The organism is Stenotrophomonas sp. STEN147 (assembly GCF_056757995.1).
In genome coordinates, this window is record NZ_JBRRCG010000014.1 from 19,220 (window position 1) to 32,238 (window position 13,019).

Genomic DNA, 13,019 nt, shown 5'->3' on the forward strand with positions numbered 1-13,019 from the left:
CGCCGTCTCCTGATCCGAGTTTCCGCTTAGCTGCCGGCGCCAGCGGCGGCCTTCCCTGCCTTCGTCATATCGGCGAGGGGCAGGGTGGCTGTTGCCCGCCGGCGGCATTTCCCAGGAATTCCTCCATGGACTTTTCCCGTTTCTTCATCGACAGGCCGATCTTCGCGGCGGTACTGTCGATCGTGATCTTCGCCGCAGGCCTGATCACGATTCCGATCCTGCCGATCAGCGAGTACCCGGAAGTGGTGCCGCCGTCGGTGGTCGTGCGCACGGTCTATCCGGGCGCCAATCCCAAGGTCATCGCCGAAACCGTCGCCACGCCGCTTGAAGAGGCGATCAACGGCGTCGAGGGCATGATGTACCTCAAGTCGGTCGCCGGTTCCGACGGCGTGCTGCAGATGACCGTCACCTTCCGCCCGGGCACTGATCCGGACGCGGCGGCGGTGAAGGTGCAGAACCGCGTGGCGCAGGCGCAGGCCCGCCTGCCCGAGGACGTACGCCGGCAGGGCGTGACCACGCAGAAGCAGTCGCCGACCTTCCTGATGGTCGTGCATCTGACGTCGCCCAATGGCAAGTACGACACCCTGTACCTGCGCAACTACGCCCGCCTGCACGTCAAGGACGCGCTGGCACGCATTCCCGGCGTGGGCGACGCGCAGATCTTCGGTGGTGGTGACTACGCCATGCGCGCATGGCTGGACCCGGACAAGGTTGCTTCGCGCGGCCTGACGGCCAGCGACGTGGTACGTGCCATGCGTGAGCAGAACGTGCAGGTCTCTGCGGGCCAGCTCGGCGCCGAGCCGCTGCCGAACAGCCAGTTCCTGACCCTGATCAATGCCCAGGGCCGCCTGCGCAGCGAGCAGGAGTTCGGCGACATCGTGCTCAAGAGCGGTGTCGACGGCGAGATCGTGCGCCTGTCCGACGTTGCCCGCCTGGAACTGGGCGCTGGCGACTACACCCTGCGCTCGCAGCTCGACGGCAAGAACGCGGTGGGTATCGGCATCTTCCAGTCGCCCGGTGCGAATGCACTGGAGATCCGCGACAAGGTCATCGCCACGATGGACGAGATGCAGAAGACCATGCCCGCCGACGTGAAGTACGAAGCGGTGTACGACACCACGATCTTCGTGCGTGATTCGATCAAGGCGGTGGTCTCGACCCTGCTTGAAGCGATCGCCCTGGTGGTGCTGGTGGTGATCCTGTTCCTGCAGACCTGGCGCGCGTCGATCATTCCGCTGATCGCGGTTCCGGTGTCGGTGGTGGGTACCTTCGCAGCGCTGTACGTACTGGGCTTCTCGATCAACACGCTGAGCCTGTTCGGCCTGGTGCTGGCGATCGGCATCGTGGTCGACGACGCGATCGTGGTGGTGGAGAACGTTGAACGCAACATCGAAGAAGGTCTGTCGCCGACCGCAGCGGCCCACCAGGCCATGCGCGAGGTGTCCGGCCCGATCGTTGCGATCGCACTGGTGCTGTGCGCGGTGTTCGTGCCGATGGCGTTCCTGTCGGGCGTCACCGGTCAGTTCTACAAGCAGTTCGCCGTCACCATCGCCATTTCCACCGTGATCTCGGCGATCAACTCGCTGACCCTGTCGCCGGCCCTGGCCGCCCGTTTGCTGAAGGCCCATGGCGCTCCGAAGGATGGCCCGAGCCGTCTGATCGATCGCCTGTTCGGCTGGGTGTTCCGCCCGTTCAACCGCTTCTTCAAGTCCAGCTCGGAGAAGTACGAGCGGGGCGTGGCGCGCATCCTCGGCCGTCGCGGCGCCGTGTTCGTGGTCTACGCGATCCTGCTGGTCGGTACCGGTGTGATCTTCAAGCTGGTGCCGCCGGGCTTCATCCCGACCCAGGACAAGCTGTATCTGATCGCGGGCGTGAAGCTGCCGGAAGGTTCGTCGATTGCACGTACCGATGAAATGCTGCGCAAGGTCGCCAAGATCGCCCAGGAAACCGACGGCGTGGCGCATACCATTTCGTTCCCGGGCCTGAACGCGCTGCAGTTCACCAACACCCCGAACACCGGTGTGGCGTTCATTCCGCTCAAGCCGTTCAACGAGCGTCATGGCCGGACGGCGGCGGAGATCAACGCCGAGATCAACCAGAAGATCGCAGGCCTGCAGGAGGGCTTCGCATTCGCGATGATGCCGCCGCCGATCCTGGGCCTGGGCAACGGCAATGGCTACCAGATGTTCATCGAGGACCGCGGCAACCTGGGCTACGGCGCGCTGCAGAATGCCGTACAGGCGATGCAGGGGACCGTTGCACAGACCCCGGGCATGGCCTTCCCGATCAGCAGCTACCAGGCCAACGTGCCGCAGCTGGATGCGGAAGTGGACCGTGTGAAAGCGAAGGCGCAGGGCGTGCAGCTGACCGAGCTGTTCGACACGCTGCAGACCTACCTGGGTTCGGCGTACGTCAACGACTTCAACCAGTTCGGCCGCACCTGGCAGGTGATCGCCCAGGCGGACGGCCCGTTCCGTGAGAGCGTCGAGGACATCGCCAAGCTGCGCACCCGCAACGACCGCGGCGAGATGGTGCCGATCGGTTCGATGGTGACCATCAAGCAGACGTTCGGCCCGGACCCGGTGCTGCGTTTCAACGGCTACCCTGCAGCGGACCTGGCCGGCGAAGCCGACCCGCGCCTGCTGTCCTCGGCGGAAGCGATGAACAAGCTGACCGAGATCGCCGGGCAGGTGCTGCCGGTCGGCATGGCCACCGAATGGACCGACCTGAGCTACCAGCAGGCCACCCAGGGCAAGGCCGCGTTCATCGTGTTCCCGGTGGCGATCATGCTGGCCTTCCTCGTGCTGGCCGCGCTGTACGAGAGCTGGTCGCTGCCGCTGGCGGTGATCCTGATCGTGCCGATGACCCTGCTGTCGGCTCTGTTCGGCGTATGGCTGACCGGCGGCGACAACAACGTGTTCGTGCAGGTGGGACTGGTGGTGCTGATGGGCCTGGCATGCAAGAACGCGATCCTGATCGTCGAGTTCGCCCGTGAGCTGGAGATGGGCGGCAAGGGCATCGTCGAGGCCGCGCTGGAAGCCTGCCGCCTGCGCCTGCGCCCGATCGTGATGACCTCCATCGCGTTCATCGCCGGCACCGTGCCGCTGGTGCTTTCGCACGGTGCGGGTGCCGAGGTGCGCTCGGTGACCGGTATCACGGTGTTCGCCGGCATGCTGGGCGTCACCCTGTTCGGCCTGTTCCTGACCCCGGTGTTCTACGTCGCCCTGCGCAAGTTCGTCACCCGCAACGGCGGTGGCCAGCTGGTGCAGCACGGCGAGCCCACCATCCATCACTGATACGGAACCCCGTCGCCGCCGGTCGATGACCGGCGGCGGCTTCTCCCTCCAAAGGCATGAATCCATGAACACCCATCAGAACAAGATCGCGCTGGTTACCGGCGCTACCCGTGGCATCGGTGCCGAGACCGTGCGCCAGCTGGCGAAGGAAGGCGTGCACACGCTGCTGGCCGGCCGCAAGCGTGAGACGGCGGTGGAGCAGGCACTGAAGCTGCAGGCGGAAGGCCTGCCGGTGGAAGCGCTGCAGCTGGACGTTACCGACGCTGCGAGCATCGCCGACGCGGTCGAGCAGGTGCGCCAGCGTCACGGCCGGCTGGACATCCTGGTCAACAACGCCGGCATCATGATCGAGAACCCGGCACAGGCACCGTCGGAGCAGTCGCTGGATACGTGGCGTCGCACCTTCGATACCAATGTGTATGCACTGGTGGCGGTGACCCAGGCGTTCCTGCCGCTGCTGAAGCAGGCCAAGGCCGGGCGCATCGTCAACGTGTCCAGCATCCTCGGTTCGCAGACCCTGCACGCCGACCCGGGTTCGGGCATCTATGACTTCAAGATTCCGGCCTACAACGCCTCCAAGGCGGCGGTGAACAGCTGGACGCTGGCCCTGGCGTACGAGCTCCGCAGCTCGCCGATCAAGGTGAACACCGTGCACCCGGGCTACGTCAAGACCGACATGAATGGTGGCCACGGCGAGATCGAGATCGCCGAAGGTGCGCGTTCCAGCGTGCAGATGGCGCTGATCGGCCCTGAAGGCCCGAGCGGCAGCTTCACCTATCTGGGCGAGGTGCTGCCATGGTGATCCGCACCCTGGCGGTGGCCGTTTCCAGCCTCGTGCTGGCCGGCTGTGTCACCGTCGGTCCCAATTACAAGGCACCCCAGCAGGAGCCTGTCGTCCTGCAGGGCGCGGAGCAGCCGGTGTTCAGCACCACGGCGCCGGTTGCCAGCTGGTGGGCGCAGTTCGATGACCCGGTGCTGGAAGAGCTGGTGCACGGCGCACTGTCGAGCAATCTCGACCTGCGCGTGGCCGTGGCGCGTGTCAGCCAGGCCCGGGCGGTGTTCGTCGAAAGCCGCTTCGACCAGGCACCGCACGTGACCGCAGGCGGCAGTTACGACCGCCGCAAGCAACCCGATCCGCAGCTGGGTGGGCAGCGGGTGTTCAGTGAAAGCTACCAGCTCGGCTTCGACGCGGGCTGGGAGCTGGATCTGTTCGGCCGCAAGCGCCGTGCTGCCGAAGCGGCACGCGCCGATCTGGGGGCCGAGCAGGCCAACCTGGCCGATGCGCAGGTGCTGGTCGCCGCCGAAGTGGCACGCAACTACTTCGAACTGCGCGGCACGCAGAAGCGCATCGCCGTGGCCCAGCACACACTGGTCAATCTGCGTGATACGCAGAAGCTGACCGAGGCGCGCTGGGAGCTGGGTGCCGGCAGCGAGCTGGATGTGCAGAGCAGCCGCGCCCGGCTGAAGGCGATCGAGGCCGATATTCCCCTGCTGGAAGTGGCCGAGACGCAGTCCCGCAATCGCCTGGCGGTGCTGCTGGGCCAGCGCCCGGAAGTACTGGCTGACATGCTCGCGCCGCATGAGGTGCCGGCGTTCGCCAAGCCGTTGCCGCTGGGCGATACCCGCGAGCTGCTGCGCCAGCGTGCTGACGTGCGTGCGGCCGAGCGGCGGCTGGCAGCCGCCACGGCACGGGTGGGGGTGGCAACGGCCGATCTGTTCCCGCGGTTGTCGCTTTCCGGTTTCGTCGGCTTCCTCGGCGGCGACGCCAATGGCCTGGTCAACGGCAACAACAAGGCCTGGTCGCTGACGCCGTCGTTGAGCTGGGCGGCCTTCGATTTCGGAACCGTGCGCGCACGTCTGCGTGCCAGCAAGGCCGAGGCCGAGGGCGTTGCCGCGCAGTACGAGCAGACGGTGCTGCTGGCACTGGAAGACACCGAGAACGCGCTGACACGCTACTCCAAGCAGCAGGCACGGCTGGCGATCGTGGTGGAGCAGGCGCAGGCCGCACGACGCGCCGAGTCGCTGGCGCAGATCCGCTATCGCGAGGGCTCGGAAGACTTCCTGACCCTGCTCGACGCGCAGCGCACCCAGCTGGCCGCCGATGATGCACTGGCGGCCGCCGAGGCGGAGGTCAACGTCAGCGTAGTCGGCGTATACAAGGCGCTGGGGGGGTGGGGCCAGTCCCCGCAGGCGCCGAGCGTGGCACAGGTGAATTGACCGGACGGGGACGGAGGCAGTGGCCTCCGTCCTCGTTTCCGGTCAGGGCCCCCGATGAGCGGGCGCCTGCCGCCCTGCCATGCCGTCCTCCACACTTTGCAAACTCAGCCAGGGCAGCGCGGCGTGAGCCGTGGACACCGTCACATTCATGACGCTTCTGACTCTCCCGGAAGCACCTTCTGCCGTGTAACAAGTGGGGCGGGCCACCAGAGGACAGGCGATGACGGACGGCAAGCGGGATACCCAACGAATGTTGTTCGGCGATCCGGGACCACCCGGTGCAGGACTGTCCGTCGCAGTGGTCGTCCTGCTGGTGCTGGCGATGCTGGCCGCGGCCATCGGCTTCGTGCGGCTGCCGGACTCGATGCTGGGCCTGGGCCTGATCGGCGTGGCCGTGCTGCTGGCCATCGGCGCCCGCATCTGCCAGGCGCGCGATCAGCATCAGGCGCTGTATCGCCTGTTGGCGCGGCAGCCGCCGCGGTGAACGCGGCGGCAACCCGACTCAGGGCCGGGGCCAGTCCAGCTCGACCACTAGCGGGAAGTGATCCGAAGGCAGCACGCCGTCGATGCGACGGTCATCGGTCAGGAAGCTGCGCGCGCGGAAGCCTCTTACCAGTATCCAGTCCAGCTGCGTGGTGGCCTTGCCGGTGAAATCATGGAAGGTCAGGCGCGGCCCCTGGGGAGACGCCACCTGGGTGCGTGCGTCCTGCAGAACGCGGGTGAGTGCCGCGTAGGTTCCGCCCCCGGGTTCACTGTTGAAGTCGCCCGTCAGCACCACCGGCAGATCCGGCGGCAGCGTCGCCACCCGCCTGCCGATCAGCTCGGCACCCTTGACCCGGCGCGGCTCGTCTTCGTCGCGATAGGGCAGGTGGGTGTCCATGAAGTAGAAGCGGCGGCCATCGTCAAGGCGACGGAACAGGGCCCAGGTCACCATGCGCGGGTACAGGTTGCCCCAGGTGATGCTGCCGGCGACCTCCGGTGTATCGGACAGCCAGAAGTTGCCGGATTCCTCCACGGCCAGCACCTGCGTGTCGTAGAACACGCCCATGTGCTCATCGCCGCTGCCACCGCGCCGTCCTTCACCGAACCACGCGTAGCCGGGCAGGTGGCCGGCGAGATAGTCGGCCTGTTCCTGCACCAGCTCCTGGGTGCCGATCACGGCCGGGCGGGCATCCAGGATGACCTTGACCATCGCATCGCGGCGATCCGGCCAGCGCTTGCCTGGCGCGGTGTCGGCCGGGGTGCGGACATTGAAGGACATCACCTTCAGCGGCGCAGGGGCCGCCGCCCAGGCGATGGCGGGAAGAGCGAAGGCCAGCAGCGCACACAGCGCAGGGCGACGGAAACGCGACAGCATCGTGGAATCCCTCCATTCCATGTAAACGATTCCATGAAGGATGGCACGGATTGGCAGGGGAGGGTATGCCGGGATGGGTCATTGGCGTGGCGACTGCGCGGGCGACTCGCTCAGTCTTCGATCTCGCCGCGTCGCGCGGCCGCGCGCACGGCCTGCGCCGTCGTCGCAACGCCCAGGCGCTGGCGCGCGCGGCGCAGGTGGTTCTCCACGGTGCGCGCGGACAACCCCAGCGTGGCGGCGATCTCCGCCTGGCGCCGACCGGCTGCGACCCAGCGCAGAACCTCGCGTTCCCGTGTGCTCAGTTCGCCCAGGGGGCGTTCAGCCGGTGCTTCGGCCAGCCGGCGGGCGGCGCGGAATGCTGCCGTGCCGGCAGACTCCAGCAGCAGCCGGGCAGGCGCGGAAGCGTCGATGATCGTTCCGGCGAAACTGATCGCCCCTTCCAGCCCCGTGGTTCCGAACACGGGTACCTGCAGCCCATGCAGGCCGTCGCCGCGGGGCTGCCTGACCACCTGGTAGCGGGCCCCCTTTACGCCGTCGCGCTTGCTCCAGAAGAACGGGGCATCGCTGTCGAGCACGTGGCGGTTGACCGGGCAGGCATGCAGGTAGCGGGCAAGGTCGGTCTCACGCCCTTCGCCCAGCCAGTCGCCCTCGATCCAGTACACGCGGTGTGCGCCGCGTTCCAGCCCGGTGCCGGCCGCAAACACCAGCACGCGATCGTAGCCGAGGGGCGCGGCGATCGCGCGAAGCAGCGCGCCGATCTCGGTGATCGAACGCGCCTGCTCCAGTTCCAGCAGCATCGGCACCAGCGCGGTCACGACGTTCAGCGACCTGCCAGCGCGTCCAGCAGGGTGCGTGCGGCCAACTGGCCGAGTGCATTGCCGGCCAACGGACTATCGCCTGTCAGCAGCAGGCGATCCTGCAGCACGCTGCCGTCAATACCCTCGTTGACGATCTGCACGCCCTGCTGCGCGAGCTTTTCACCGAAGAACCACGGCAGTTGCCCGGGCATGTAGCCGATGTCCGGCGTCTGCCGGTCCATCGCATCGGGGAAGGCGCAGATGCGGTAGCCACGGAACAGCGAGTCACCGCCCGCTTCATCGATCCCGGCAGCCAACAGCGCTGCCGGGCCGTGGCAGAGCGTGATGATGTAGCGCTGCTGTGCCATCGCCCAGTGCAGCGCCTTGCTGACCGCGCGGCTCTCCGGCAGACCGATCAGTGCACCATGCCCGCCCGGAATGAAGATGGCTGCATAGTCCGAGGCCGCGTCCAGCGAGGCCACGATGTCGTCCAGCACCTTCGGCTGGCGGAACCGCGCCTGGTAACGTTCGTACAGACCGCCGATGTCGCGGTCCTCGCCGGGGAACGCCCACCATTCGAACTTCACCGCGTTGCCGGACAGGGTTGCCACATCGAAGTCGAAGCCGGCCTTGTCCAGGTGATACATCGGCAGCAGCGTTTCGACCGGGTGATTGCCGGTGGAGAACAGGTGGCCGTTGGCGGTCGGAAGGTAGCGCTCATCGGCGCCGATCATCAGTATCTTCCAGCGACCATCCCGGCGTGCGTCGGCATAGTCCGCGCCGGACAGATTGCTGGTGGGTGACGTGAACTGCGAGAGCGACCAGGGCGAGGGAAAGAAGGCATCGCGCTCGGCCGGATCGGGACGGGGTTGGCGGCTGAGGTCCTGGGTGTTCATGTGGCTGGCCTGCTGTCGGGGAGGTGCGGCCAGCATAGGAGGCACTGTGCGTACGTGCGATGAGGGATTTCCCGCAACGGCTGACCCGCCGTCTCCGCCGGTGGCGGAACGGCGATCAGCCTGCGCTATTCATCGCGCCGGCCGTGTGCCTGCATGTCTTCATGCAGGATGCGCCTGAGCTCGACGATGGCGGGCGTGGCTTCCTGCACGCTGTGACCGGACACGATCACCTTTTCCGATTCGGCGCCCGGCAGGTGCGAACTCCAGTAGGGCACCAGTCCGTCGCTGGTCTGCTCCAGCGGTCCATCGGCTTTGGCGCGCGCGATGATGGAGTGGTAGCGCACGCTTGGAGACATCGGCAGATCGGCGACGGCCTTGACGAAGGGGTCATCCTTGTCGAGATTCTGGATGCTGTTCATCTGGTAGCCGTGCTTGCCGTCGTCGCGATCGACCTGGCCGTCGTTGGCGATCGTCGCCACGTCCTCCAGCACGGTCAGTGGCAGCCGTACCAGACGGCCGATCCAGCGCCCGAGGCGGGTACCGGCAACGTCGGTGCCGCGATGCGGTGTGGCAATGAATACCACCCGTGAAATCTCCGGCTCCGGCTTGAACGTGAGCACCGGCGCCCCGCGGGTGCGCAGCAGCTCGCGCTGCGCCGGCGTCATCTGCGCGGTTGCCAGCAGGGTCTCGACCAGATGGTCGCCGGACGAAGACACCATCAGCCGCGAGATCACTCCGCCCATGCTGTGCCCGACCAGCACCATGTCATGCGAGGCCGCGGCCTTTCCGGTGGGATCGAAGTGCTGCAGCACGTCGGCCAGCATGTGGCGGATCGCATCGTGGCTCATCGCGATGGGCATGTTGGTCGGGTAGTAGAACTGCCACACCTGGAAGTCCCGGCGGATCTCGTCGTCGCGCATCAGCTCGTTGGCGACGTTGACCCACGCCTCCGGGCTGCTTGCCAGGCCGTGGATCATCAACAGCACGCGGCGCTTCGGGTCGTAGGGCTGCATCATGTACAGATGCGGCGTATCGATGCCGCCCTTGCTGCCGAACAGCGAGCGCAGCGATTGCCGGCTGAAGTTGGAGCGTGCGAGCCACAGCGCGTAGCCTGCCGTGAAGTTGGCCGCCAGTGGCACCTGCTGGCCATGCAGGGTGACTTCCGAAACCTGGTAGGGATCGTGGATCTCCACCTCCGGCTCGTCGTCGTGCAGCACTTCCCACAGGTTGTTGCCGGAGAACCGCAGCAGCACCGACATCGAGGGCGAAGGCATTTCGCTCCAGCTGCGTTGTACGGGCGCGGCGGCGCTGGCGTCGGCAGCAGGCGTGTCCACGTCGCTGCCGGGATCATCCATCACCGCCACCAGCTCGGCGCCGAAGCCATCCCGGCGATGCACGCTGCGCAGGGTGCCGGTGAACGAGAGCGCTGCGGCGGGAACCAGCTCCCTCGGCGTACGCTCGTCCAAGGGCGAGCCGTCGTCTGATGGCGCCAGCACAAAGGTCCATCGACCCAGCTGGAAGCGGCTGGTGTCGCTGTGCACCCGGCCGGTGGCGTAGGCCTCGAACAGTTGCACGGAGGCTTCCTGCACGGCCAGGTTGTAGTAGTCCCGCACCTGCGTCTGGCGATCCTCGAACCCCCGCTGGTTGGAGGTGCGCTCGGTGAAGAACAGATAGGCGTAGGCCTGCCGCGCAACCTGCATCCACGCATCCAGACGCGGCTGGAACCCGGCATCCAGTTCGGTGACCACGGCCTTGGCGCGGCCTTCGGCGGAGTACTCGCGCTTGGGGGCGGGCAGGGTCAATGCGTATTGCAGCCAGAGTTCGGCCAGGGCCGAGCGCTTGTCTTCCTCGCGCACGACGATGCTGGCCTCCATTGCATCGATGCAGGGCGGACCGGGCTTGGCGCAGACGCCCTCGTCCAGGCCGGCCACGCGCAGGGTTTCCAGGGTGGCCGAGCTGAGCTTGCCGGTGGTGAGGATGTCACCGCGCTTGAGCGCGATGTACTGGCCGGGGGTAACCGAGGCGACCTGCACCGAGGGCCCGAACTGGCGCAGGGTGGCGCAGCCGCTCAGCGCCAGCAGCAGGGTGAAGACGAGAGCCGTGCGGCCGACGATGCCCATTTCCGTGGTTGCCATACGATCCTCCTGCGCGGTCGCGCCACTCTAGCGGGAGGCATGTCAAGGCGGAAGCGGCGTGCGCCGGTTCCTTCAGCGGCCGGTCGTCAATCGTCCAGATCGCTGTTGCGGATTGCCAGGACCACCGCAGCAGTACATGCCAGGACACCGAGCAGGAAGCCGATGGCCATGCCGTCGAACCAGTTCATGGGTTTCGTGCCGGGAATGTGGGAGAAGGTGGCCTGTGGATCTGACCGGCGGGCAACGCATGGCGCAGCGGCTGTGGCGGGCCGCTGCGCCCGGGCCTCAGTTGCTGGCCTCCCTGACAGCTTCTGCGGCGTCGATGATGCCCGGACCGCAACCCCCCGGGCAGTTGGCCGCCGCGATCGGATGGGCGGTGCGGCGCAGGATGTCCTTGACCTGGGCGGTGGTCTTCGGCACCGGTGCCACCGCCTGCATCAGCGCGACGACGCCGGCCACGTGCGGTGCCGCCATCGAGGTGCCGGACATGAAGTCAAAGGCATTGTTGCCCACCGTCGACAGAACGCCCTGCGCCGGATGCTGGCGGGTCGGTGCGCAGTTGGTCGAGTTCGGGGGTGTAGCCAAGGGCAGGAACTCGCCCACCGAGGCGCGGCACGACCACGTCTCGCCACCGGGCGCGGTGATATGGATGCCTGCACCGTAGTTGGAGTAGAACGCGCGGCGCCCGCCCTGGTCGTTCGCGGCTACCGCGATCACGCCGTTGCAGTTCGCCGGTGCGAACTCGGACACATCGAGGTTGCTGTTGCCCGCCGCGACCACCACGAGGGTGCCGGTGGCCGTGATGTCGTCGATCGCATCCTGCTCGGCCGGCGAGCAGGGCCGACGGCCGCCCAGGCTGAGATTGATGACCTCGGCCGGGTTGGCATTGGCGGGAACACCCGGCACAGCGATGCCAGCGCTCCAGAGCATGCCGTCGATGATGTCATCCGAGCCGCCATTGCCCTGGTTGCCCAGCACGCGTACCGGTACGACCTTCGCGTTGTAGGCCACGCCTGCCACGCCGATCTGGTTGTTGGTTACCGCCGCGACGGTTCCCGCAACGTGGGTGCCGTGCGCGATGCCCGAGGCATCGAAGGCATCCGCATCGCGGCCATCGCCATCGTCGGAACCGCCACAACCGGGATTCAGCCCGCCCAGGATGCACTGCAGATTGCTGAACGGCCGGGTGGAGGAAATCATGTCGTAGCCCGGCAGCAGGTTCGGCTGCAGGTCGTTGTTGTCGAGATAGCCCGAATCGATCACCGCCACCACGACCCCTTGGCCGGTGGAGCGATCCCATGCCGCCGGCACGCGTGCGCCACTGACGGGATTGCTGTAGTGCCACTGTTCGGCGTAACGCGGATCGTTGGGCGTGGCGAACGCGCTCATCATGAAGTTCGGCTGCACGTATTCGACGTCCGGGTCGTCGGCGATGCGCTGCATCAGGATCTCGGCCTCCGGACGATCCAGTGCCTTGTCCGTCCTGATCACATCGGCGCCGCCACCCATGCGGCGCTGATGCGCCACCGCCGCAGCCTGCGCCGCACCCACCGAGCGCTTGCTGCGCTGCTGCGCGCCCAAGCGCTGTTTCAGCGCATCCTGGGCGGTGTCGGCAGAGACGCGTTTGCGGCTGCCATCGCGGTACTTGACGATGAAACTGCTGTACTGCTGGTTGTTGTCCATGCCCCGTGTCCATACCCGTTCGGTGGGTTGGGCGAAGGCAGGGGCACTGGCCAGGACCAGGGTGATTGCACTGGCCAGGGAAACCCGAAGCGACGTACGCATGAATACAGTTCCTTTGTGAAAGGTGCGATGAGCCGGTCGTGCCCTGGGGGCTCGACTCGAGATGAAGGGGGTATGTCCGCGCGGTCTCCTTTCTGATGGCGACCTTGAACGAACGGCTTCGCGGTCCGTTCTCCCCCAGTGCGGGGGTAGGAAATTTCTGAACTGATTTACCGATGTCGAGATCGGCACGCGCGGCGAGCGGTGTATACCGCAGGCAATAAAAAAGCCCGGAGATCCCCTTCTGGCGGGAATTTCCGGGCTTCTCCGGTCCTTGAAGGACCGCTCGTTGGTGGAGGTGGGCTCTACAGCAATATGAACGCAAGTTGCTTATAGAAAAGGTGATCGGTGCTGGCAGCCGGAGTAGCTGTCCCTCAGCAATACCCACATCCTATGCAGCATGGCGGGTTCAATTCCGTCCCGCTACTCAGGCGGCCTACTAGGTATCCACCTCGGCCTCAATCCAGCCTACTTCGTTGTCGGTAGGCGGCACAGGTGCCGGGAAGGTGCTGGCGCCGATCCGGTTGTAGGTGGTGGTC

At 66.7% G+C, this 13,019-nt stretch carries 9 protein-coding genes; 4 read left to right on the top strand and 5 right to left on the bottom strand.

Going from position 1 to position 13,019, the window contains the following annotated elements; genetic code table 11:
* Window positions 1-125 precede the first annotated feature (125 nt).
* From ACVOKU_RS13795 to ACVOKU_RS13810, 4 genes are all read left to right on the top strand, one after another.
* Window positions 126-3,296 (top strand): efflux RND transporter permease subunit, encoded by a 3,171-nt coding sequence (locus tag ACVOKU_RS13795; RefSeq protein ID WP_053517457.1) that lies wholly within the window; start codon window positions 126-128, stop codon window positions 3,294-3,296.
* Between the two features lie 64 nt (window positions 3,297-3,360).
* Complete coding sequence (locus tag ACVOKU_RS13800; RefSeq protein WP_053517458.1) at window positions 3,361-4,098, top strand: SDR family oxidoreductase; 738 nt, start codon at window positions 3,361-3,363, stop codon at window positions 4,096-4,098.
* Window positions 4,092-5,513, top strand: a complete 1,422-nt coding sequence (locus ACVOKU_RS13805) for an efflux transporter outer membrane subunit (RefSeq protein ID WP_481560203.1) — start codon at window positions 4,092-4,094, stop codon at window positions 5,511-5,513. Before ACVOKU_RS13800 ends, ACVOKU_RS13805 begins: the two co-directional genes overlap by 7 nt.
* Before the next feature lie 220 nt (window positions 5,514-5,733).
* Window positions 5,734-5,997, top strand: a complete 264-nt coding sequence (locus tag ACVOKU_RS13810; protein WP_053517461.1) for a hypothetical protein — start codon at window positions 5,734-5,736, stop codon at window positions 5,995-5,997.
* A gap of 18 nt (window positions 5,998-6,015) precedes the next feature.
* On the opposite strand, the gene ACVOKU_RS13815 is transcribed toward ACVOKU_RS13810, so the two are convergent.
* The 5 genes from ACVOKU_RS13815 to ACVOKU_RS13835 form a co-directional block, all read right to left on the bottom strand.
* Window positions 6,016-6,870 (bottom strand): endonuclease/exonuclease/phosphatase family protein, encoded by an 855-nt coding sequence (locus ACVOKU_RS13815; protein WP_481560229.1) that lies wholly within the window; start codon window positions 6,868-6,870, stop codon window positions 6,016-6,018.
* 110 nt (window positions 6,871-6,980) lie between these two features.
* On the bottom strand, window positions 6,981-7,685 hold the full coding sequence (locus ACVOKU_RS13820; protein ID WP_481560204.1) for a PA1136 family autoinducer-binding transcriptional regulator: 705 nt from the start codon (window positions 7,683-7,685) through the stop codon (window positions 6,981-6,983).
* 5 nt (window positions 7,686-7,690) lie between these two features.
* On the bottom strand, window positions 7,691-8,563 hold the full coding sequence (gene hchA, locus ACVOKU_RS13825; RefSeq protein ID WP_065175070.1) for a glyoxalase III HchA: 873 nt from the start codon (window positions 8,561-8,563) through the stop codon (window positions 7,691-7,693).
* A 125-nt stretch (window positions 8,564-8,688) separates the two neighbouring features.
* Window positions 8,689-10,698 (bottom strand): esterase/lipase family protein, encoded by a 2,010-nt coding sequence (locus ACVOKU_RS13830; protein ID WP_481560205.1) that lies wholly within the window; start codon window positions 10,696-10,698, stop codon window positions 8,689-8,691.
* Between the two features lie 285 nt (window positions 10,699-10,983).
* On the bottom strand, window positions 10,984-12,483 hold the full coding sequence (locus ACVOKU_RS13835) for a S8 family serine peptidase (RefSeq protein WP_481560206.1): 1,500 nt from the start codon (window positions 12,481-12,483) through the stop codon (window positions 10,984-10,986).
* Window positions 12,484-13,019: the final 536 nt, after the last annotated feature.

Coding starts and splice junctions, on each gene's coding strand:
- ACVOKU_RS13795 (WP_053517457.1), top strand. CDS start 126: ATGGACTTTTCCCGTTTCTTCATCGACAGGCCGATCTTCGCGGCGGTA.
- ACVOKU_RS13815 (WP_481560229.1), bottom strand. CDS start 6,870: ATGCTGTCGCGTTTCCGTCGCCCTGCGCTGTGTGCGCTGCTGGCCTTC.
- ACVOKU_RS13830 (WP_481560205.1), bottom strand. CDS start 10,698: ATGGCAACCACGGAAATGGGCATCGTCGGCCGCACGGCTCTCGTCTTC.
- ACVOKU_RS13835 (WP_481560206.1), bottom strand. CDS start 12,483: ATGCGTACGTCGCTTCGGGTTTCCCTGGCCAGTGCAATCACCCTGGTC.
- ACVOKU_RS13805 (WP_481560203.1), top strand. CDS start 4,092: ATGGTGATCCGCACCCTGGCGGTGGCCGTTTCCAGCCTCGTGCTGGCC.
- ACVOKU_RS13810 (WP_053517461.1), top strand. CDS start 5,734: ATGACGGACGGCAAGCGGGATACCCAACGAATGTTGTTCGGCGATCCG.
- hchA (WP_065175070.1), bottom strand. CDS start 8,563: ATGAACACCCAGGACCTCAGCCGCCAACCCCGTCCCGATCCGGCCGAG.
- ACVOKU_RS13800 (WP_053517458.1), top strand. CDS start 3,361: ATGAACACCCATCAGAACAAGATCGCGCTGGTTACCGGCGCTACCCGT.